This is a genomic window from Parasphingomonas caseinilytica (assembly GCF_036663755.1).
Lineage (GTDB): Bacteria > Pseudomonadota > Alphaproteobacteria > Sphingomonadales > Sphingomonadaceae > Sphingomonas.
On record NZ_JAXOJL010000005.1, the window covers coordinates 245,418 to 266,557 of the forward strand.

Genomic DNA, 21,140 nt, shown 5'->3' on the forward strand with positions numbered 1-21,140 from the left:
TATTTAGCCCCAACACGCATCGCTCGCGTCGGGTAGGGATGGGACATAGTATTCGTCGTTCGCGGGTTTGCGTTTAACCACCGGAATGAACGCCGGAAGGGCTTCGGCAATAACCCTCGCCATCGCTGAATCCGCGTCCACCTGATCGTCATGCTTGCCGTGCGGGAAGGTTAGATATTCCGTGAGGCCCGCGTCCCCCACGGCTCCAACGGGGAGGTAGACTCGCCCCATGCTTGCCATCGCTTGGTAGCTGGTGGCCTTCGCGATCTTGTCGCCGGACCCGCGTGTCGCGAGCGGAATAATGCGGCAAAATACATCGGTTTCCAGCATCGCGGCATGGACCATGCTGCTGATCGCGCTCCATGTATTATCGTTTTCGGGATACCATCCCATTGGGTTCCATTTTTTGATCATGGCCAGCGCGCCGGTCTCACCGATCATCGGCTTTCCGGTCTCCGGGTCGCGGGTCATGCCGATAGCGATGTCCATTGTGCACCGGTCGCGGAAGCTATCGACCAGCCAGATATTCCGGCCTTCATCAACGCCCCAACAGCGGAAGACATTGTAGTCGCCACGCCCAGAGGGCGCATGGTCGCTGGTCATGTAATAATGGAGGTTCTTTGGAAGGTCTTCCGGCTCGAAGCGGTTGAACCAATCCTCAACGAAAAACCCGTCATCGAGCGGAACCGGACGCTGCTGATACTGCCCAGCGAAACCGAACACGCCCAACGCCTCACGATAGATCGCGATTTGCTCATCGGTATAGCGTTCGGGGAACATGTTCTCCCCATCCTCGCGATGATCGACCCAACCGATACGAGTTGGCTTCCGGACTTCACCGTCCGCGAATAACGGGATGCAAAGATGATCGAACTTCAACGCCTTCTTGGATAGAATCTCGCCAGACAAATCCTCTTCGTGCAGTCGCTGCATCACGACGATGATGGAGTCTTTTTTCGGGTTATTCAGACGGTTCATGACCGACCGGAAAAAGTTCTCTACGGTGCCCTTACGGATGACGGCGGACTCGGAAGTTTTCACGCTATGGGGATCGTCAACGATGACGATGTTGCCGCGACTACCCGTCATCGCGCTGATCGGGTGTGCCTTGCGGAACCCCTTCGCCATGTTGGAGAAGTTGCTTTTGCCGTCGCTGTCTTGAACGAACTCAATCGGCCAATAGCGTTGATACCAAGCGGTCTTTACAAGATTACGATGTTCGCTCGCATCTCTGATCGCGAGTTCTTCATTATGCGCCGCGCTGATGATGCGCTTGGAAGGATCGCGTGCCCATACCCAAGCCGGGAATAGAACATCCACGATCTTCGACTTACCGGAGCCGGGGCAAATGTTGATTAAGAGACGCTGGCCACCAACTTCGTAGACATCTTGGAGATGGTCCGCCAGAACCTTGATATGCCAGTTATTGACGAAGGGTTCGGGATCAATCTCGCCCCAAGCTGCGGCGATAAATGCTGCGAAAGAGCGTTCGTAATACTCCTTTGCAACTTTATCGATTTCGCGCTGATTGAGCAGCGCATTCTTGGTCATTTGGTTTCAGCGGATTTCTTCGCCGCCATGATCTGCGCGATGACCGCATCATCGAGCGACTTCACATCGATAGAATCGACGGTATCGTTGCCGCTGCTTACACGGATATTCGTCGCAGGCTTGCCGTAAGCTCTGTCGTTATATTCTTTGATCGCTGAGACTTTGGCGGTTGCCGGGGTCTCTTTGCTGGTGATGAGCTTCAATAGCTCAAAAAAGACATGTGCGGCGTTTTGCTTATAGAGTTCCGTGATTTCCAGCTTATTGCCGACATAATCGCGAATATATTGCGGCTTATTGCCGCCCTTCGGGTTGCCGCTCTGGCCTTTTACAAAACGGCCACGGACTACTTTCTTATCTTCTGGTGTATCTTCCATCGAGTATTTAGCTCGATGGAAGCGGGCGGGTGCCGGGGACGGTTAGTTTACCGTGCAGCCCCGGCTCTGTGCGAAGGCTTTGTAAAGTGGATAGATCGCTTCGAGATACGCCTGCCCCCTCGCGCCATCGATGATCGCGAGCGCCGCAATATCCGCTGCGCCCTGATAGTTGGCGTTGAGCCGCCCCATGACCTGAATGGGGTTGGTGCTGCGCGTGGTGGGCACGGTGTAGCCACCCAAGGTGGCATCATCAAATACGGTGCCGTTGGCGTCGATCCGGTAGATGCGGGCAAGCTGGCCGAGCGTGAAATTGGCCATGAACAGGCTGAAATTACCCGCATTTGGCTGGTCCAAGATGGCCTGATCGGTCGAGCCGAAAGTGCCGCCATGACCGGCGCTCACCTTGCCGTCATTCGTAACGAGGACATTGTATTCGAAGGAACTCGGACTCAGCACGACCGGACCACCAGCCGAGCGCATCAGGATAAGCACCGAGGCCGAAGCCGGGAGAGGAATATCCAGCGTGAAGCCGGTATTGTCGGCGTAGTTCAACGCGGCATAACCGGGCTGGATCGACGGCGCGCCAATGACCGCCGCCGCGTTGCCCGTGATGGCGTTGACGCGGGAATCCGCCAAGGTGCCGCCGAACCAGAACTCGCCACGGACGCCATCAAAGTTCGGAAGGGTGTTCGAGCCGAGCGCGTTTTGAATTGAGATCGTGCCGGTCGTGAAAATCTGTGTCATAGTCCAAGTTCCTCTGATGTCATTGTCCACGCCTCACCAATCGCAGGATTGTGAAGTGGCTCATTTTTGAAGTCGTCAATTGTGATGATGTCGCCCATGCGATCACGAAGCGCACAAACCGCTTCCGAACTTCTATTTAGAAGCTTGGACCCAACATTGAGCTTGTTTCCCGCTACGGCGATATTTGGACCGATGATGAGAATCTCATTGCGAGATATAACCGTGACATCGCCAAGAGGGATGTTCACATCGTTGGCATCGGTGACGAAGAAACCGTTTTGCAGGATGCCAGCCGAGGCAACACCTGTGGTGTTGAAGCGAATGTTGGACTGGTCCATGTAGAGTTCGCCGTCGAAGGGAACATCATACTTGACGATAAGTCGATTGGCGGACTCTCTGCGGCAACGGACACGACCACGAGCATCCCGTGCAATTTGCAAAGGACGCCATGGGCGTTTCAAAAAGATTGTTGAGAAATCAGCTACCGCGCACCGCGCACCATACATGTAATAGCCTTGGTTCGCGAGGTGAACCATATCGAACTGGCTTCCGGAGAGACCAGCGACTTTCAAATCCCAGATCGGTCCAGCGATCTGGATCAACGGAGACTGGCGGGCTGCGGTGGAGAACTTCAACGAAGAGTCGCCGAAGCGCGCCTGATAAGTGAGCAGGCCAACCGGTTCGGTCTGGCCGGTGATCGCGCGGACACGAGTATCGACCGAGTTCGCCAGTGCGATCAGCTTGGTGGCATACTGGTCATCGTTCGGACCTTGGCTTTCGACCTGCATCCACTTGACCGGCGCGACCACGACCTTGCGACCAGCGCGGAGATTGACCGCCGCTTGGATGCCGAGGATGAAACGATCAAAGAGGCCGGTGCCTTCGAGGAAGCCGTCAATCGCGGTCTCCCCCTGCCCCGGTGCCATGCTGATCGTGGACATGGGATTATCGAGCGGCGGAATACCGTAGGCGTTGAATAGCTGCGCCATCATGGCGTTGTATCCGCCGTGGATGGTCTCCCCCGCGCCGCCTGTCGGGCGCTGCGCCGCATAGGGGATCAGCGATGAGACATTGTTGCCGTTGTCCTGATACCGCACGCCGCCAGCGAACATCAGGTCATGGTAATAATCGGTCGGCGAAAGGAGCTTGAAATCCTCGTTATCGTTGCTGCTGTTGGTGCCGATGGAGAGCGACTGGCCAAAGGTGGAATTGACCAACAGGCCGATGTCGCTGCGCTGGACACCACCATTGCCGAAGAACGCCACGACGGCGCTGGCGGGGCGTCCACCAATCGTGCCAGCGGTGAGATCGCGGACATACGCCTTGCCGATGCGCGCGCCGGTTGAGCGAACATCCATAATCTCGCGCCGGTTCTGGCCGATGACCGTTAGGGCGGATTGAGGGTCGGGATTATCGGAGATGCGGCGACCGCTCGAACCGACGAAGTAGCTTCCCATCGCTTTGATCGCGGCGCTGGTGAAGGTGCCGACTGTATCGATCACGGCCACGCGACGGCGGAGACGGTCGGTAAACTCGAAGAGCGCCCCCGGCGTGGTGACGCTGCTGATCGTGCCGACGATGCTGGTGAGGTTCCCCGCCGCGTTCTGTGCCGCCGTCGCGGAACCCGACGCGTTGAGTTCGCTGGTGTGTGCGGCACCGGCTGATGCCACGGCCTCGTTTCGGGCCGTCAAAAGTGCGGGGGAGATGTCCCCGGTCTCGCCCTTCTCGCCTTTGTCGCCTTTCTGGCCGGGCGCGCCAGTGATCGAGCGAACCGTCTTCGTCCAACGGCCAGTGGTGAGACCGTTCACGGCGACGGTGTTGATGCCATCATCGGTTGCGGTGCTGGTAGAATCGAAGGTGAAAATGCCACCAAGGCCGTCCGTGGAGACCGTCTGGCCGCGAACGATAGCGTGAAGGCCGTTGGTGATGCGGGTGGGATCAAAGGTGCGAAGATCGGCCACCAGATCGAGCGAAACAGTAATGGTCCCGTATTTTGGAAAGTTGATCGATGTCATCTGGTATTTATCCAGACGAGCGCGACGGTGGACGGACGGGTGCCGGGACGGTAGCTTGGCTTATCGGGGGACGGTTATGCGACGGTTGATGATCGGTTTGGCGGCGATTGCTGCAATGATGAGCGGCGTTGCGGCTGAGGGACGAAATATCGTTTTCGTAGCCGGGTCATTTATTAAAAAGAATCAGCGAAATATAGTTGTATTTGATCAAGATAGTATTCGAAAATCATCCCCTAATCGAGCGAGAGCTTGGAGCTACCATTATGTTCCTCTTCCAACCGGAGAACGAATGATGATGGCGAGTTTAGATGCATTTGATTGCGATCTTGAAAAAACACAAAATATCAATTCAAAGTTTTACAACTTTGATGGAACTTACCGTTCCGAGAAGGACAACGATTCTGAAAAGTGGACTTATATCGCACCGGGGACTATCCAAAATCTTCTAATGGAGTTGGTCTGTGGCAAGGCACCCGAAGCTAAGTTTGTGATTGGCGATGTCGATGCATTAGTCGCACTTAGAAAGCTAAGCAGCATCAAATGAAATGTCTGGCAATTTCAAAAATCGGCCAATGTAATATTTTCTATGTAGCTACCGGGGGCCTGATAGAGATTTGAGATGCCCCGGCCTGAAAAAGGGGCCTACCGGGGGGTGGGTCAAGAAACCGGCCTCGATTCCCAACCCCTGCCCTCCCCGCTCGCGCCCTCCCTGCCCCTCTCACAGCCTCTTACAGAGGGTCTCCAAATCCAGCCGCGAATGATCGGGCATGATCCTCTCCACGCTGTGCGTCGATCTGGCGGGGCTGGCGCGTATGATCTGCATGACCTTTGCCCTACCCTTGCACGACACCTTGCTATTCCCCCTGCAAATCGTTGGTCCAGATCGTCGGAGATCGTCCTTCCATCGCCATCCATGATTACCGATTTGTGTCCCGGTTGTGTCCCTCGACTGTTATGGCGACTGTCAGGCCACTGTTTTCATTGCACTTTATTTTTTAGGGCAACGGTTTGTGGAACCGTAGCTCTTGGATTGAGGGACGATTTAGGGACGATCCGGGACGATCAGAGGTCAAAGAGAGGCAGAAGGGAGAAAGTCTGGCAAATCAATGTGAGTTGATTTGCTGTCTATGATACACTGTATTATTGGCTTGGGAAATAGAGCGCGAGAATACATAGCTGTTTAGGAAATGGAAGCGGAGCCGAAGCCCCGCCTTTTCTTTCCCGTTGTTTCAGCTATGTCGGCGCGAGAGTGATTCAGTATGAGGCCAAAACGATGAGGACAGAGTTCAAACAGATCAGCGCCACGCGGTTCTTCATCTATCAACAGCTATGGATTATCGTGCCGCTTGCGCTGTCATTCTGCATTTTCGGTTCGAGCGTGAGTGAGAGGGTCAAAGCATATCCCGGCGCTGGCTATCTGGCCGTTGGCTTCTTTCTCGGTCTGTTCGTCGCCGGTTTGAGCGTGGCGATTAGTGAGGACCGAGAAAGGAAGGGGTAATTACTCCAGATTGAGCGCGTTGGACGCCGCCGTGGTCGCGTTGGGCGTCAATGCGATGAAGCCAGCGTCCGAGCTATGAACTCCATCGCTGGTGTTGGCCGGTAGGGGCTGCTGCTGCCCGGTTGAGACCGAACCACCAGCGGTCCAAGGCGTATCGAGATCAGCGAAGATATAGTCTCGGCTGGCGGCTTGTGCCTGATAAGCCGTGTTCCAAGCTACACGAATGCTATCGCTGGCGTTCCAGCCATATCCACCGCTATTATTGACCGCCAAATGAGGTTCAATGATGACCTTGCTTCCGTAACGCCGACCAAGTTCAAGACACCAAGACAAGTTGTGCGCGGCGTTGTCTTGGACGGTCGCGTTCAGCGGCTGGACTACAGTTTCATTCGGGCCGATTGGCTTCATCCAGAGAACACTTGGACGAACGAAATCTAATACCGCTGCGGCGGTTCGACCGTAAATCGATAGCGAACCACTCGGAACAGTGATCGGGCACCAGCTAACAATTTTGCCGGTAGCGGTAGCTGCTGCCAACGCGGCACGAAACGCGTAGCTATTGGCGTATTCGCCCGTGCTGTTGAACTCTGAGATTGAATCGTTTGCATACAAGATCGTTTGCACTTGCTGTGCGCAACGAAACTGGACGATGATCGGGATGGATTTGACTACCGTCTGCGGCTGGTTGGAGCCTTGGAAATTGATGCCGCTGTTGACGCCAAGCGCCGGGTGCGCCCAAGCGCGCCACATGCGGCCTCCATTGAAGCCACGGCCTGCTTCGAGAGCGCCGTCGATTCCCCAATTGCCGAAGCTTCCCGAAGTTCTGGTGACACCGGGCGAACTCGAAGCCGCTCCGCTTACGGGCGTGTAGCCCGACTGCGGATACTGGACGCGGATGTCGATTAGCGGAAGCGTGCCGCCATCGGTGCGAGCCGCAGGGATGCAACTGGTCCAGTCCGTTGCTGTCCAGCTTGGAACGGGGTTGTTCGAATCCGCATCGATTGCGGACGGAAGGTCAACCTCATTGGCCGCGCGGTTGCGCCAGAGGAAGGTGCGCCAGCCGTATGCGCCGGAGGTTCCGGACCACGGCGTATTGCCGGGGAGCTTCACGATGTCGTTATTTGGATTCCCATTGACCGTGCCGGGAATGTTGCCGCCGATGGAGGGGATGCTGCCCGACTTCCAAGCGCCCGACACGGAGGGAAGCGCGTAACCGATCTTCAAGCCGGTGACGGGAGTGGAAGCCGAGTTCGGCATGATGACACGAACGGAATCGAACTGTGCCGGTGCGGCGACCCGCATCTGGAAGGTTACGCCCGTGGTGCTGCAATCGACAGCGGAGGGCGTGAGGTCTGTAGTCGTTAGTGGGGCAACAGCCATTTTGCCCGATAGAGCCACGCTGGCGACATACCGGTCAAAGGTCCGAGGAATACGATTGTATGCCTCGTTAAAATTACCGTTCGCCTTGGTGAAGGCTGCACGAAGATTGTCGCCAGTCCCATCATTAGGGGTAGAGCCGAGATTGATGATTTGACGAGCCATGGTCTTGGAGCGCCTCCTATAATTGTTGTTGGGTTAGGCCGGAGCAGAGTCCGCCGTGAGTGTCGTGTTGTCTGCGGTGATGGTCGTGGAATCGGCCTTGGCTGGAGCGGGAGGCGCGGAGCCTGCACCGAGCGGCATCAATGCCGGGACCAACTGAAAACCGAACTCAAGCATTAGTAGAGGGCGACGAGATTCGTTGCGGTCGTGCCCGTGGCCAAGACCTTCTGGACCCGGATTGGGAGGATGGACCCGGCCACGAGGCCTTTGAGGACCACGCTGGCGGTGTCGTCGGCGAACAGGACAGCGAGATCGCCCGCCCCTCCAATCAGGATCGCACGAGTAGTCGAGATGATGTTCGTGTCATTGGGTGTGATCGCAGCGGCGCGGCGCGCGGGTGCGGAGGTTGCTGCTGAGTTTGAAAACTTAAAATCGTCTGCCATGATGTATTTAGCAAACTTGGGATATTGCCCGGAACGATGTCAGAGAGGCATCGTTAGGGGGGCGTCGGTTCCTCCACCGAACAACTTCCCCGGCTCGCTTGCATCCCAATCCCCTCCGCCTTGCGAGCCGGGGACCATCGTTTGACCAGCGTCATCAAATCATTGAGATCGATCACGACCAATGGCCGTTTGCGATCCGCTTTGATGACCGCGATGTGTTGAACCGACCCGACCTTGGCAAAGGATGGAATGGGTTTATAATTCGCCGACTTCGCGGGGGCGACGACATGAAACGACTGCAATGGAAGACCCTGCTTGAATTGGGTCTCACGGCTACCTTGGCCGTTGTAGGTCTATCTTTCGGCTATCTCGCGTTCCAAAAGTCTGCGCTCAGTCGCTCCAATTCATCAGCAAACATTTCGCAGAAAAGCTCGGCAGAAATGTCAGAGTTTCAGCGAGAAGCTGAACTCATCGCTTTAACCAATCGGCTTGAAGCTCTCAAACTTTCGAAAGATGATTTGAATCAAGAATTAGTCCGCCGAAATCTGTCGCTCGTGCGTCCCGATGAGGTAGTAATACCGTCAGTTGCTGAACAAGATGCGATGATCAGAACCTACCGGGATTGTTTGAAGATTGCCTCCAAGGCAAATTGTGAAGCCGCCTTCCAAACGAGCTTGTTCAAATCCATGCCAGTAAAGACAAAGCCGGAAACGCGCCGTCTCACGATAGTTTATAACCGCCAAGCGTCTCACATTCGGGAAGCCTTCCCGCTTGATCGCCAGCATCGCGGCGCACAGCCTGAAAGAGGCCAAGCAGCGTGTCGCGGGTGGGACTGGCCCCGCTATCGCAGCCGGTGCCGATCTTGCTTATCGCGTCAGAGCCGAGTTGGAGGGCTCCGAAGAGGTCGTCAAAATTGAGAAAAACGGCCCCGACACTCGGATGGTGGACGAGGGGGCGAACACGACTTGGACTTGGTTCGTCACGCCAAAAACCACCGACCCGATCACGCTTACGCTATCTTTTTACAATGAGTTTCATCGCGACGGTGAGGTAGGTGAAAATGATGGCCCTGCCTATGAAACGACCTTCCAAGTCAATGCCAACTGGCGCGATAAGTTCGTTCTCTTTATCACTGATTTGAATCCGATCTACGCGGTGATAGCCGGGCTGGTCACGACGGTGGGCGGGGGCCTAATTTGGATCAGGAATTGGCGGAAAAAGCCGGAGCCGATCCACGGAGGCCGAACCGCCGTGCCGCAGCGGAATTGGTTTCGACGCAGATGGTGATCGACCAGCACCAACAGACCCCCCAGAGCGCCACACAGCACGCCAACTTCGAAGTGGCGCTATTCTCCGTTGAGGTCCGAGATCGCACTGACATCGCATCTGAGCGGGGTATTCACGACATCCAACCCCGGCTCCCGGCCTCCGCCCGCTCGCATTTTCTTTCCACGCGGCAAGCTTGCTTTTGAACCCGACATACGACTTGACCTTAAGCCGACCTGACACCAAACCAACGCGGCATGCTTGCAATTAGTTTCGACCGAGCGAAGCGAATCGAAATGTCTAGCTAGATAACTCGTCAGAGTTGATAGCAAATCTCTAGCTAATATTAGTATATTAGTTCTTCTAGCTAGACATCCGAGTTCGTGCCTCACTCGGTCTAATAGCAAGCATGCCGCATGGAAAATCAATTCGTGGCCCAGCCCGGAGCGAACCCGACGCGATCCAACCGGGATTGACCTTTGATCTTGTGGCCCAGCGGACCACCCTGCCAATCGGTTTTATCGAACGCGGAAAGGTGGATTGGATTCGGGATGTCGGATTGGGACAGGACCAGCCCTGCGCTGACGATCTTCCCGTCTACGATCTGCACCATGACGAACTGATACGCGGGATAATAGGTGCCGCGCTGGTATCGGCTTTCGTCCGTCGCGATCTTCGTATTGAGCATCCCGATATATTGGTCATTTCCTAGCATCCCGGCGATAGCTGTGAGATCGGTGAGGTATCCGCTGTCCACGGTGCTCAACGGGTTCGCGCGTGGCTTCCGAAGCTGTGCGATCTGGCTCAAGAGGTTCTTCTTTGCCATGAGAGAGATGTTCGCCTTGAAGGCGTGGTTCATCTTCCCGACCTTGACTGCTTCGATTTCGTCTTTCGGACGGTCCCAAATCTCCATGCTGAATCCGTAGCGGTTCGGACTGTTCTTCACGAAGGTTCCATTAGGCCAGTTATCAAAGAGTGCCGTCTGAACTGCTGTGACGGCGCTAGACATCGGTGCTGACGGCGGCGGCATATCGGTCTTCAAGACGGCGAGCGTGCCGCCACACATTTCCCACAATCCGGTTTGGATCAGGTTGCGTTTGAAGCCGTCGATGAAGGCCGGGTCTTTCCGGCAAAGTTCGGCAAAATCAAAAAGCGTATCATGTTTAATAATCGTCATTGTCATCTCCTTTGTGCAAAGGAGGTTTCGCAAGAATCCAATAATGTGGTTGGTCGCTAAACCTCTGTAATGTTATTTAGTATAAATGCCTAGCTACAGGTTTGCATTATTTCAAAAAGGCTCCCGGAGGAGGTTTAGCGAACAACTCCGGGAGCCTTTAAGGGGGGAATGCGCGTGCCCCTTGCACCTGTATTTATCAGATCTTCTCTGATTTATGATCATAACTCATTTTCGATGGTGGACCAATATTTTTTCGCCGTTTATATTTAGAGAGCGGTACAAATTGAATAATGCGCGCCCCAAGTAAATGCATTAATATGATCTTATAGACGCATTAAGCGTCGGTGCAGATAAATACATACGAGCAGGTAATGGCGCTTACGAGTTTCGAGTTCTCCACCAGAGAAATTAGACCCGGCATCCCATTACGGTGCCGGGTCTTTTAATTTGGAGAACAAAATGACGAACGAACACATGACCGCAATCACCGCAACCGTTTCTCTCATCGCCTCATTTGCTTGGTGGATTTTCGCCTACCGTGAGTTCCGGGAGGCACGCGCTCACGAAAAGCTATTTTTCGAGCGACTGGCCGCGAACCTCTACGAATGCGGCGTTGACCGCGAAGCCAAGCGCGCCGCAGAGAATGCCGCCGTTGTTCGCACCGGGGCGCAGATCGCAGCCGATGACGCGAAGCTTCGCGCCGCACTCGACCTCATCCCGGCCACGGACACGCGCAGCGTTTGCAAGAGCCGTCGTGAGTTCGAGGCTCGCGAGATCATCAGCAAAACCCCTCTGGACAAACTCGAAGCCGCTCTGTCGGAGCGTCCGGTGAAGAACGATTTAGCCCCGCTTTTCGAAAAGATGAATGCACCGACTTCCCTATCACGCATGGCAGACGCGGCGCGTGCCGCAAAGAACGGTAATACGAAATGACTGCGCTGATCGTCGCGGTCGGACTCTGGATCATCGGCACCGTTGCCGGGGGTTGGGGCACTCCGCCGCCCGCAGATGACCACCAGCATAAATAATCACGCCCCCTGCTTGTTCTCTGCCGGAGGCGCTACAAAGCGATCCCAACGATGGTTTCAGTCCCATCGTTGGGGTCATCCGCAGTCAGTTCTTTGGCTTCTGTTTTGCGCATTCATTTAAGATGAAGCTCACCGTGAGTTCACGGCGCATATAAGCGTCATCATAAGCCTTTATGTTTCTCTCCATATACCAGCCGATATACGGAATAATACTATTTTCCGATTCTTTCGTTTTATCTTGCAGAGCAGCACTACGAAATGCCTGCGTATTGCCGCCGTTACCTAAGCAATTCTCGTAATAATCGTAATCATTTCTCTCAATCTCGATATTTCCGTGTTCTTTTCCATATCTTATAAGACTAATAGTGTAATCCGATTTTCCTAAACCATCGGTCGCTTCCATTCCGATGACCAAACCGATCACACCGACAACGAATGCCGCAATAGCTCCAAGCCAGATAGCTTTTGTCGATTGAAAGACTGCCAATTTCGCTGACAGCGGATTGACTATGAAGGCAAAGGCAAGACCGGACAAACCGGCAAGCAGCATCCCAAGTGCCGAAGGAATCGTCCCCGGCTCCATAAGGGCCACCGCGAACAACAGCGGCAGTAGCGCCACAATAAGCGCCAATATGCTGATAATCCAGCGAAGTATTTTCATGAATTAACCCCCAACCGCTCTTTTCTCCACCAGAGATTAGCTCGCGATTTACGAGTTGGCCAGCCTGACCCGCCGCCATCGGACTACGGTGAGGTTCACGCCGACGACGGTCGGATCGATCAGTCCGTTTGCTTGTTCGGGAACTGGCTACCAATCGTCCAATTGAAGACTTTCTTGTCGAACATCTTGCATCCAGCAGCGTCCGCATCGGGCTGCGGGATGCGGATATATTGGGCCGTTTCGCTGGCCCGGACGATGACCAACCGAACGCGATTGCAAGCCCCGGCAGCAGGCTGGCTTTCCGCGACGATGAGATCGTCCGCCCAAGATTTAATCGGAAACTCGTCATTCCAAAGGAAGATGGATCGAGGCGGATGAAGTTGCGTCAGTTCGTTGATCCGACAGGTCATCGTCGGGCGGCGACACTCGATGTTTAGGTAGGTGTTCCCCTTCATATCCTCGCCGGTGAGCGACCCCGAAACCTTCACGAAGCCGGAGTCCGGGCGGGTATCGCGGTCGTCGTAGAAGGCCTTCATCGGCCAAAACGCTGGCTGATCCTCAGCCGCTTTAATCATCCGATTGCCTGAAAATCCCGCCAATACGGCGGCGACCACAAAGCCACCGACAAACCCCTTCCATTGCATGCCACTTCCCCTGTCCCCGCCACGATAGGGAAGGAAGGCTCTGACGGCTATCAAATGCGAGGCGGCTCCGCCGCTTCCGCGTCGTCTTTGCTATGATGCACCTCGCCGTAGCCAACCCCGACCCTGCAATCGCCTTCACCGTTTCAGGCGCTCGCACCCCAGTCGCACGATGGTGCGCCCGTCATCTCAATAGCGGTTGGGCATTTGCCCCGGTCACCCGCCGCTGTCCGCTATCGGGCACCATCACGGAGCATGTCCGCATCTACATCCATGATGCCGATGAGGCCGTCTTGTTCTGGATGAAATGGGCCGACGAAATCGTCTGACAGCAAAAAGCCGCCAGCCTTTCGGCCAGCGCCTTGACCCCAACGGTGTATGCGGCAGAACCCCAGAATGACAAACGATCCATGGGCAAATGACAAGCTGAACCGTAAAGCCGACGGTGAGCATCTGATCGCCGTCCTGATAGACCGCTACGGTAGCCGGAAGGCTCAAGGAACCGGCTCCTACATTTTAAATATCGACGCCTCGTGGGGTGAAGGTAAAACCTTTTTCTTGGAATGTCTTCGAGCCGATCTCCAGCAGCGAGGACACCTCGTGGCGTCGGTAAATGCGTGGCGTGATGACCATTCCGACGATCCGCTAATCACCATTATGGCGGCAATTGAAGAGACCTTGAAGCCGATTCTCCCAGAGCAAAGCCAAGGTGCAACGGCATTTCAAAGCGCAAAGCAAAAGCTCGGGATCGTGGCGTTGGAGACTGTTAAGCAGGTCGGCTTTCACACACTCAAAACATTCACTGGTATCGCGGTGGAAAAGACAATCGACCGCCTTCGGGAATCCGGCGCTCTCACGGCAGGGACCAAATTAGACGAGGACGCCTTTGATAAGGGGGCGGAGAAGGTGTGGGATAAGGCGTTGGAAGAGTTGGTCGATGATCGAATTATCGAGCACCAATCCGCTAATGCCTCAATCGACCAATTCAAGGCCAAGACCGCCGAAGCTCTTTCATATGTTTTTGATCAGGGGATGAAAGCACCCATGTTTGTCTTCGTTGATGAGCTTGATAGGTGTCGCCCGCCCTATGCCATAAAACTTCTTGAGAACTTGAAGCATCTATTTGAGATCGACGGAATTGTTTTCATCGTAGCTACTGATAGTGCTCAATTGTCTCATTCAGTAAAAGCGATATATGGCAATGATTTTGAATCCAAGAAATACTTGAGGCGTTTTTTTGATCGCGTTTTTGTTTTTCCAGAGGCGAATAAAACGAACTTTGTAAGCGCACTTTTTGTTGATGCCGGGATTGATACCGAGAAAGTATTTTATTCTCTGAGCGGCGTATCACCAATTTATTCGATCACCAAATGGGCAACCGAGTCAAGATTATCCCACAGGGACATTGTTCAGATCATGGATATAGTCTCGACATTTGTTACTTCTTTTGAACACAAATGTATGATCGAAGTAAATTATCTATTAGGACTGGCAGGCGCATTTTACGCATCTGATGAGGGATTATTTATGGCCCTCTGTGGAACAAAAAGTCCTGACTCATATGGCGAAAACTGGCAAATTAAAATGTATAGTTCTGATATATCCAGAGGGCAGAGGCTTTCTAATAAATCAGCTATCAAACAATTGCATACTATGGCGCAGTCTATTGCCAATAACTCTCTGGTCAAACTTTCTGAATCAAGTTCAACATCTTATGGCCAGTATTTCAATTACGAAATGATGACATTATACAACGGGAATTATCAATTAAATGCCGAGCCCAATTCGGTTTTGCTCGAATACCCAAGTCGCGTAAAAAACGCGGGTCGTGTTATTGATCGGCAAGGTGACAAGTAGCATTTTAGAGGCGGCTCTTGGAGGGTCGCTAACACTCTCAAGAATGGTAGCAACTTGTCGTCGCTACAACGATGTTGCGGCACAGACGAACGCGCTGATCAATCTCTACCAGTGCGTTCGGATCGCGCTGGCGTCGAAGGCGCTGGCGGCGCTGTGATGGGTAGTGCCGATATCAGTAAGCCAATTTTATGAGATGCTTTGCCGAGTAAGGGGCGAAGGTCATTGTGTATAACAGGGCGATCTCATCGGGAAAGTATGCCACTGGAAAGTCAACTGATCCAGAAACTTTGAAATCATCGTTATAACCCTTCGCCCGCAACCAATCGATCAAGGAGTAGATCGGCAGCAGCGTTCGATCACCATGCGAGGCGATGATGCCTACATGCTCGGGATGTAGGAGCGTTTTGGTGAAATCGTTCACGCCAGCCAATCCTTGATATCTTCTTCGCGCCAATAGGGCTTCTTCCCGACAAAGCGCGGCTTTGGGAAAGCCGGATCACGCCGAACGGTTAGGAAGAATGTGGAGCGGCTAACCGGCAACCGCTCCACGACTTGCACGATGGTGAGATAGCCGGTCATGACCACCTCACCTTATGCAACATCGCATCATCCTCGCCTGCGAAGAAAATGGTTGCGAGGATCAAGGCACGATCAACATCAATGCCAACCTGATGTCTGCTATTCGGGCAGTTGGACGCCATCCATCGCGCCCAACCGTTATAGCGCGTGACCTTATTGAACTCCCGCGTCATGACACCACCTCGTAATGCTTTTCGAGGACAGCGTTTCCACGACGGTTGACCACCCCGGTATCGGAGGGGAATGATCGAATGGCTTTCTTCCGAACCAGATCGCTCAACGCCCACGCGTGGATATTCACATTTTGCTTTTGCCTCGGATCAAGCCCGACCAACCGCAGATCATGAATGCACAGTTGTTGTGCTTCCATGGAGGAGACTTGGCGTAGCGTCGTAAGGATAGTGTCTCGAAGGTAAATACGGGCAGGATCATTCCCCACCTTGATCGTGGCATAGTCGTCCTCCGACCTTTCGGCAGTGAGATAGGAACGAAACTCCTCAATCGATCCGGCCCCGTGGACGGCGGATACTTTCAGGCTGGGCGAATCGTGCCACTCGGCTCCGTCAAGATGGTGGCCGTTCGCCGCTTTGGATCGCTTGATGCCATCTTGACCGAAAGCTCCCCATTGCTTGAAATGAAAGACCAGCTTGGAACCGTCGAGTTGGTGCTGGATGGCCCGGTCCCGGAGATCGCGTGCCCAAGCCGGGTCCATCGGGCGCGCTCCGGGACCGGATTCCCCGCCGACGATCAGCCAATCGATATCGGTCAAATCGAGCGAGGGAAGTGGACCCAGCAGCGGTTCAGCGCTTATAAACCGCACTTGCGCTGGCACCTCGCGCAGAAGTTTTGCGCGGGTGACGAACTTATCATCTTCGATTGAGACGCCAGCCCAAATGTTCGGTGTCCATTTCAGCAATCCGGCCCGTGACATTTTTAGCATCCGGTTCGCGCGCTTTGTCAGAACTTGGAAAGTATGCTGCGGACACCGGTTCATGATTTCGAACACGCTTACAATTTCGGCGTCCGAGATGGCTTCATGGAAGAGATCGGACATCGAGTTCACGAACCAGACCGTTGGTTTTTTCGTGTTTTCCGGGAGGCTCCACACTTTGGCCGAATTGCGTCCGATAACGCCGGTCCAATCCACGCCTTCGGGAGCCACTTGCGTGACCCCCGAACCGAAATAAGCGGGGAGCTTCAAATTGAAAGTCTTCCGATGCGCTTCGAGAATTGCGTAGCAATTATCACAGCCGGGTCCGACCTTTGTGCAACCAAAGAACGGATTCCATGTGGACTCCGTCCAACTAATTTCTGTTTTCCCCGCCATAGCTATTACTCTACCGTAGCGGCGTAGAAAGCAGCGAATGCATCGGCAAGTCCGACCGACTTGATTGCGTTTTCAACCGCGTCGAAAAGAATTTCACGGCTGACTCCGATGTCGGTGTCGGTGTCATGAACTTCTGCAATGAAGTCTCCGAGGGCGCGCATATCGATAAATTTGGTAGTCATGCTGGTATCTCCAATTGGTGAAGCATCATTGCCTCACCAGTCTTATTTAGTCTGATGGAGAGACTACGCAATCCCTGTGCAACCAACTACTTTCTTGTCAAGGAAAGTTCTTTAACCTTATGTTGTAAAGCTGCCACTTAAAACTTCAGATCAAAGGTTCGAATGTAAACTTGACAACTGTTGCTATTGGAGGAAATTCCGCACCATAAATACCACGGCCTGCTTGGTGGTATCGCCGACGATAAATATCCGGACAGCCGGAATTGTCACCGAGGGCGGTTCTTTGAGCGCCGCCCTCACCCCACATCAGGACGCTTGACCGTTGCATGTTCGATCAACAGCGCAGGGTCGGGCAGAGAAGCTATCACTTGCGCTGGATCGACCTCCCAAACGGCTGCGAACGCCAGCAATTCGCTTCGGACGATTACATCTCCCAAGTCGATTGCTTGGATGCGTCCCATGGAGACACCGCTCTTTTTGCTCAACTTCGCCCAAGGCGTTCCCGCCTGCGCGATCCACGCGTAGAACCATTTATCGCCGGTCTTGATCGCCTCGAAGACAGGATGTTTCTGACCCCAAGGCATCCATGAACGGACGACCGGCTGCGCGCCTTTGTGGCGGGATCGGGCCATCAGATGGGCAACGCAAGTTGGTTCTCATCCACGACGGTCGTGGTCGCGGTCATGCGCTCCACGATAGTTCGGGCAAGCGCATCCGCCGCGCGCTGCCGCGCTCGCTCATCCGGGCATGCCAGACCAAGGCGCGTGATCGCGGAAGCGGACAGGATCGCGGCGGATAAATCCGGCACGATGGCGGGCGTGATGAGCGAATCGAGCATGGCGAGATTGTAGAACGGAACAGGGGTAAAACAAGAACATCGTCCCGTGCCGATAAATACCTCATGAGAATGAGCCACCATCGAGCGCGCCAGATCGTGCGCGAACTGATCGCCGATCATGCCGATGATCGTGCCGAACGATTGCTCCAATACATCGACGGCCAAGAGGCCTTGGAGACGATGGACAGCGCAACGGCTGGCCGTGTGGCGCATGCTGCCGAGCGCCGGAGCCACACCGCAGACGCCCGGTCGATCACCGCCATGCAGGATGTGGCCGCGCTCAACACCGAACTGGCAGAGCTACGCGGGATGGTCGGGATGCTGGCGGAGATGATTGTGGCGATTGGTGCTGCGCCTGATAGCCGATGATCAGATCGGACCAGTCATGCCGGGGCAACGGTTTTCCCGCCATCGGCTCCGGCATCAAAAATGCTTTTAGCTTGATCGCCAACGATTCCGGAGACCGTGCCAGCCACCATCTCGCGCAAGATGTTCTTCAACACCCGAACGGAGACCTGTCCGAGTTGCCAGACATGCGCTGTGAACCAATCCAACGCCGCGACACGAGTCTTCAACGAGATTGGCTGTGTCTGATATCGGTTGAGGATACCGGCGTCGAGCGCCAGCCAGCCCGCATACTCCCACGCGGCCAGACGATCATCGGGGATGCAGATAGGTTGCGCCCGTGAGCTAAACAGCGCCTCGGCATGCGCCCGGTGCTTGTCCGGTAGATCGTGAAGGTTCGCGTTGGTCATGATGAAGATCGGCGCATCGACCGACACGCCATGTCTCTTCACCTTCTTTTCCGCACCGGTTTCTTCGTCCACTTCGGTGTCATACCACTCGTAGTCCGCCACCCACTTTGGCGAGTTGTCTCCGGTCGCGGCCTTCAGCGTGTTCATGTTCGCCTCGGTGCCGAACACCAAGCGTGCTTCATCGAACACGACGGGCAACGGTTTCTTCCGACTGTGCGTAGCATCGTGGAAAGATTTCAGGACCGACTTGTAGTTGGACGGTGCGTCCACGGCTACGCGCTTGTTACCCGGCGACATGCGCGCGATAACTTCGTCCACGATGTGGTTTTTACCGAGACCGGACCCGCCGAAGCAGATCATCGCGTCTCGTTTCCGCAGCATAACATCCTCCGCATCCTCTCGGATCGTCTGCATCACCGCGACGATGGGGTTGGTGGTCGGTATTGCTCGCCATTCTTGGATCGTCTTCGTCTTCATGTAGGTCCGGACCCTCTCGTTTCATCTCGGCGAAGTTTCCACTCCGCGTCTCTCGGTTGTGTCTTCCAGTTCAGCGTTGCCGCGTCGTCGGATCGGTTCGGCGTTTCCACGCCTTGCCGGAGTTGGTGGTGCCTAAGATGTTGATGTGATCGTGATCTTCGGTGCGGGCTGTCAAACCCTATCGTAGCTGGCCAGCGTCGATACCCGAGAGCTAAGAAGCCGTCCGTAATGCGTCAAGGCAAGTATTAGGTGAGCAAAAGTTCGAATGCTATTTCTTCCGGAAGTGTGACATCATTACCTTGACAACATAAAAGTTGGAGACATTTGCCGACGCTGTGAAATAAGGTTCAGAAACTTCGATTACCTCGAAGAACAATTGGATCAAGCAAAAATCGGTCTCTATCTGGTTGGGTCCACACAGCGGGGACACACCATGACACTGACACCAATTGCAGGAACAAAGATCGTCACCTTCACCAGCATTGCCGCCTATCGGCAGTTTCAACAGTGGTGGGACGAGGCGATGATGCCGCGTAGCCCCTACGATTTGGAGGTCCGTTCGGAGAACGAACTGGTCGTCGTAATGGGCTTCCTGTGCCCGGAAGACCGCTTCCTTGCGGCGCTGCGGTGGTCGTGATGGCGAAGCTTATGACGATCCGCCAGACGATGGATCGCCTGTCCGTGGGGCGCACACGCCTATGGAAGCTGCGGCGGGCCGGGGATTTCCCGGAGCCGGTCATGATCGATGCCAGCGTTCGGTTCCGGGAGGTCGAAATCGAACGCTGGATATCGTCTCATCAGCGCGTTTCTACCCGGCGACCGGCACGCTGATCGACACGACATTGGTGCCATCTTGTTTGGCGATTTCGGCCTTCAAGAGCCGCTCCCAAGCCGCCAGCGCACGGCCTACCTGACGGGCATAGGTCGATTTGTTGTAGGTCCGGTTCAGCCCGCCGAGGCTGTGTTGCGTGACGATTTCGCCGATGTTCTCGCTGAACACCTCACCGAGTTCGTCCATCTCGTTCGAGCCGAGCGCCGTCCGGACGCCCTTCTTGATCTTGTGTAGCCCCCATGGTTCAACGGGCTTGTCGCCAACGCGCTCCATCGCTTCGTGCGCCTTCGCCCCGATGTCATTGAACATGAACTTGTGAGGCGCGCTATGAAACGCGAACTCCTTTCCTTCCCGGCTTTCGAAGATTTTTCGTGCCAGTGGCGGCAAGAGCATGTGGTGAAGGCGATCCGTCTTCGTGTGAGACACCGGGTAGGTGTGGCCTCGGTCGTCGGTATGGGTGGCCAGCGGTAGGGTCCAGATGCCAGATTCAGGATCGTAGTCTGACAGGCTCGCGCCGAACGCCTCCATCTTGCGGGTGCCGCACAAGATCAACAGCCGGATCGCGTCCCGGCGATCCGCGTCCCAATCTTCGACGGCACGGTAGAGCAGCGCCATTTCGCTGATCGATAGCGCCCGATGTTCGCCCACCCGCTTTTCGCCAGCCATGCCAATTTTGACAGCGGGATTGTCGGCGATGATGTCTTCGTTGACCGCCCATTCAAGAAACGGGAACACGACCCGTAAGAACCGATTGGACTGCGCCATCGCGCCCTTTGACTGAACCGCCCGGATCATCGCTTTGACATCGGCACGCGTGATGTCGCGAACCGGAATGTCCCACTTATCGGCATCCCAATAGCGTGCCATGATCCTCTTGTATTCGGGGAGTGTCTTGTTCGCCTTCCCCTCGATGCGTTTATGCTCAATCCATTGATCGAAGACGGCACGAACGCTGTTCGTTGCCGCCGCCTTGGCCTCATCCGCTGCGGCCTTCGCCGCCTCTTCCGCTACGATCTTGGGATCAAGGCCGCGATCCCGGAGCGCGTTGCACCGTTCACCCTCCGCACGAGCATCGGCAAGGCTCCACGCTGGCCATTTCCCAATGCCCCACTTCCGGGTTGTGCCGCCTTGAAGCCGACCAACCCAAAGCCATTTCTTCGCCCCCTGTGGGGTTACTTGGAGATAAAGGTTCGCGACAAGTTCGCAGCTAACGAGGCGAACCCCGGCGCTCGCTTTGATCGCGTCTATCTGCGTGGTCGTCGCCCGCGCCTTGATAACTTCCTTCGCCATGCCATGCGTCCCCCTGATTACCGACTGCGGTTTCCTACCTGTCCAATTGTCCATCGTCAAGTGTCG

General features: G+C 55.0%; 26 protein-coding genes. 9 read left to right on the plus strand and 17 right to left on the minus strand.

The window, feature by feature from the left end; all coding sequences use genetic code 11:
* Positions 1–3: 3 nt before the first annotated feature.
* From U1738_RS12820 to U1738_RS12835, 4 genes are read right to left on the minus strand one after another with little or no spacing between them, the layout of a single operon-like run.
* Entirely contained in the window at positions 4–1,551 is a 1,548-nt protein-coding gene (locus tag U1738_RS12820; protein ID WP_332789429.1) for a hypothetical protein, read from the minus strand.
* The gene (locus U1738_RS12825) at positions 1,548–1,925 is read right to left on the minus strand and encodes a hypothetical protein (RefSeq protein WP_332789430.1); all 378 of its coding nucleotides are present in this window, start codon (positions 1,923–1,925) and stop codon (positions 1,548–1,550) included. Before U1738_RS12825 ends, U1738_RS12820 begins: the two co-directional genes overlap by 4 nt.
* Positions 1,926–1,967: 42 nt before the next feature.
* Complete coding sequence (locus U1738_RS12830; protein WP_332789431.1) at positions 1,968–2,669, minus strand: hypothetical protein; 702 nt, start codon at positions 2,667–2,669, stop codon at positions 1,968–1,970.
* Complete coding sequence (locus U1738_RS12835) at positions 2,666–4,684, minus strand: putative phage tail protein (RefSeq protein WP_332789432.1); 2,019 nt, start codon at positions 4,682–4,684, stop codon at positions 2,666–2,668. Before U1738_RS12835 ends, U1738_RS12830 begins: the two co-directional genes overlap by 4 nt.
* Positions 4,685–4,772: 88 nt before the next feature.
* Here U1738_RS12835 and U1738_RS12840 point away from each other — a divergent pair, with 88 nt between their 5' ends.
* Together U1738_RS12840 and U1738_RS12845 are read left to right on the plus strand one after the other, a co-directional pair.
* Positions 4,773–5,228, plus strand: coding sequence for a surface-adhesin E family protein (locus tag U1738_RS12840; RefSeq protein WP_332789433.1), 456 nt, complete (start codon positions 4,773–4,775; stop codon positions 5,226–5,228).
* 729 nt (positions 5,229–5,957) lie between these two features.
* Complete coding sequence (locus tag U1738_RS12845) at positions 5,958–6,182, plus strand: hypothetical protein (RefSeq protein ID WP_332789434.1); 225 nt, start codon at positions 5,958–5,960, stop codon at positions 6,180–6,182.
* Here U1738_RS12845 and U1738_RS12850 read toward each other — a convergent pair whose 3' ends face one another.
* Both U1738_RS12850 and U1738_RS12855 read right to left on the minus strand, forming a co-directional pair.
* The gene (locus U1738_RS12850; RefSeq protein WP_332789435.1) at positions 6,183–7,724 is read right to left on the minus strand and encodes a hypothetical protein; all 1,542 of its coding nucleotides are present in this window, start codon (positions 7,722–7,724) and stop codon (positions 6,183–6,185) included.
* 173 nt (positions 7,725–7,897) lie between these two features.
* The gene (locus U1738_RS12855) at positions 7,898–8,164 is read right to left on the minus strand and encodes a spike base protein, RCAP_Rcc01079 family (protein WP_332789436.1); all 267 of its coding nucleotides are present in this window, start codon (positions 8,162–8,164) and stop codon (positions 7,898–7,900) included.
* 771 nt (positions 8,165–8,935) lie between these two features.
* On the opposite strand from U1738_RS12855, the gene U1738_RS12860 reads away from it, so the two are divergent.
* Entirely contained in the window at positions 8,936–9,451 is a 516-nt protein-coding gene (locus U1738_RS12860) for a hypothetical protein (RefSeq protein ID WP_332789437.1), read from the plus strand.
* A 403-nt stretch (positions 9,452–9,854) separates the two neighbouring features.
* Here the strand turns inward: U1738_RS12860 and U1738_RS12865 are convergent, their stop codons facing one another.
* Positions 9,855–10,607, minus strand: coding sequence for a hypothetical protein (locus tag U1738_RS12865; protein ID WP_332789438.1), 753 nt, complete (start codon positions 10,605–10,607; stop codon positions 9,855–9,857).
* A 459-nt stretch (positions 10,608–11,066) separates the two neighbouring features.
* Between U1738_RS12865 and U1738_RS12870 the strand changes: the two genes are divergently transcribed.
* On the plus strand, positions 11,067–11,540 hold the full coding sequence (locus U1738_RS12870) for a hypothetical protein (protein ID WP_332789439.1): 474 nt from the start codon (positions 11,067–11,069) through the stop codon (positions 11,538–11,540).
* 180 nt (positions 11,541–11,720) lie between these two features.
* On the opposite strand, the gene U1738_RS12875 is transcribed toward U1738_RS12870, so the two are convergent.
* Positions 11,721–12,296, minus strand: coding sequence for a hypothetical protein (locus U1738_RS12875; RefSeq protein WP_332789440.1), 576 nt, complete (start codon positions 12,294–12,296; stop codon positions 11,721–11,723).
* Positions 12,297–12,415: 119 nt separating this feature from the next.
* A complete protein-coding gene (locus U1738_RS12880; RefSeq protein WP_332789441.1) occupies positions 12,416–12,940 on the minus strand; it encodes a hypothetical protein in 525 nt (174 codons plus the stop codon).
* A 92-nt stretch (positions 12,941–13,032) separates the two neighbouring features.
* Here U1738_RS12880 and U1738_RS12885 point away from each other — a divergent pair, with 92 nt between their 5' ends.
* Together U1738_RS12885 and U1738_RS12890 are read left to right on the plus strand one after the other, a co-directional pair.
* Positions 13,033–13,266 carry a hypothetical protein gene (locus U1738_RS12885; protein WP_332789442.1) on the plus strand — a complete coding sequence of 78 codons (234 nt, stop codon included), beginning with the start codon at positions 13,033–13,035 and terminating at the stop codon, positions 13,264–13,266.
* Positions 13,267–13,333: 67 nt separating this feature from the next.
* Positions 13,334–14,794 (plus strand): KAP family P-loop NTPase fold protein, encoded by a 1,461-nt coding sequence (locus U1738_RS12890; protein WP_332789443.1) that lies wholly within the window; start codon positions 13,334–13,336, stop codon positions 14,792–14,794.
* A 172-nt stretch (positions 14,795–14,966) separates the two neighbouring features.
* On the opposite strand, the gene U1738_RS12895 is transcribed toward U1738_RS12890, so the two are convergent.
* The 6 genes from U1738_RS12895 to U1738_RS12920 all read right to left on the minus strand — a co-directional run bounded on the left by U1738_RS12895 (position 14,967) and on the right by U1738_RS12920 (position 17,840).
* On the minus strand, positions 14,967–15,215 hold the full coding sequence (locus U1738_RS12895; protein ID WP_332789444.1) for a hypothetical protein: 249 nt from the start codon (positions 15,213–15,215) through the stop codon (positions 14,967–14,969).
* Entirely contained in the window at positions 15,212–15,373 is a 162-nt protein-coding gene (locus tag U1738_RS12900) for a helix-turn-helix transcriptional regulator (protein ID WP_332789445.1), read from the minus strand. Before U1738_RS12900 ends, U1738_RS12895 begins: the two co-directional genes overlap by 4 nt.
* A gap of 169 nt (positions 15,374–15,542) precedes the next feature.
* Entirely contained in the window at positions 15,543–16,700 is a 1,158-nt protein-coding gene (locus U1738_RS12905) for a DUF5131 family protein (RefSeq protein WP_332789446.1), read from the minus strand.
* 5 nt (positions 16,701–16,705) lie between these two features.
* On the minus strand, positions 16,706–16,882 hold the full coding sequence (locus U1738_RS12910) for a hypothetical protein (protein ID WP_332789447.1): 177 nt from the start codon (positions 16,880–16,882) through the stop codon (positions 16,706–16,708).
* A 296-nt stretch (positions 16,883–17,178) separates the two neighbouring features.
* Complete coding sequence (locus U1738_RS12915) at positions 17,179–17,514, minus strand: hypothetical protein (protein WP_332789448.1); 336 nt, start codon at positions 17,512–17,514, stop codon at positions 17,179–17,181.
* The gene (locus U1738_RS12920; protein WP_332789449.1) at positions 17,514–17,840 is read right to left on the minus strand and encodes a DUF6771 family protein; all 327 of its coding nucleotides are present in this window, start codon (positions 17,838–17,840) and stop codon (positions 17,514–17,516) included. Before U1738_RS12920 ends, U1738_RS12915 begins: the two co-directional genes overlap by 1 nt.
* Here U1738_RS12920 and U1738_RS12925 point away from each other — a divergent pair.
* Positions 17,817–18,089, plus strand: a complete 273-nt coding sequence (locus U1738_RS12925) for a hypothetical protein (protein WP_332789450.1) — start codon at positions 17,817–17,819, stop codon at positions 18,087–18,089. The genes U1738_RS12920 and U1738_RS12925 overlap by 24 nt on opposite strands.
* A 14-nt stretch (positions 18,090–18,103) precedes the next feature.
* On the opposite strand, the gene U1738_RS12930 is transcribed toward U1738_RS12925, so the two are convergent.
* Positions 18,104–18,952: a hypothetical protein gene (locus U1738_RS12930; protein ID WP_332789451.1), complete on the minus strand. Its 849-nt coding sequence runs from the start codon at positions 18,950–18,952 to the stop codon at positions 18,104–18,106.
* A gap of 433 nt (positions 18,953–19,385) precedes the next feature.
* On the opposite strand from U1738_RS12930, the gene U1738_RS12935 reads away from it, so the two are divergent.
* Positions 19,386–19,589, plus strand: coding sequence for a hypothetical protein (locus tag U1738_RS12935; protein ID WP_332789452.1), 204 nt, complete (start codon positions 19,386–19,388; stop codon positions 19,587–19,589).
* 11 nt (positions 19,590–19,600) lie between these two features.
* The gene (locus U1738_RS20310; RefSeq protein WP_443027015.1) at positions 19,601–19,783 is read left to right on the plus strand and encodes a helix-turn-helix transcriptional regulator; all 183 of its coding nucleotides are present in this window, start codon (positions 19,601–19,603) and stop codon (positions 19,781–19,783) included.
* Here the strand turns inward: U1738_RS20310 and U1738_RS12940 are convergent.
* Positions 19,761–21,074: a tyrosine-type recombinase/integrase gene (locus U1738_RS12940; protein ID WP_332789453.1), complete on the minus strand. Its 1,314-nt coding sequence runs from the start codon at positions 21,072–21,074 to the stop codon at positions 19,761–19,763. The genes U1738_RS20310 and U1738_RS12940 overlap by 23 nt on opposite strands.
* Positions 21,075–21,140: the final 66 nt, after the last annotated feature.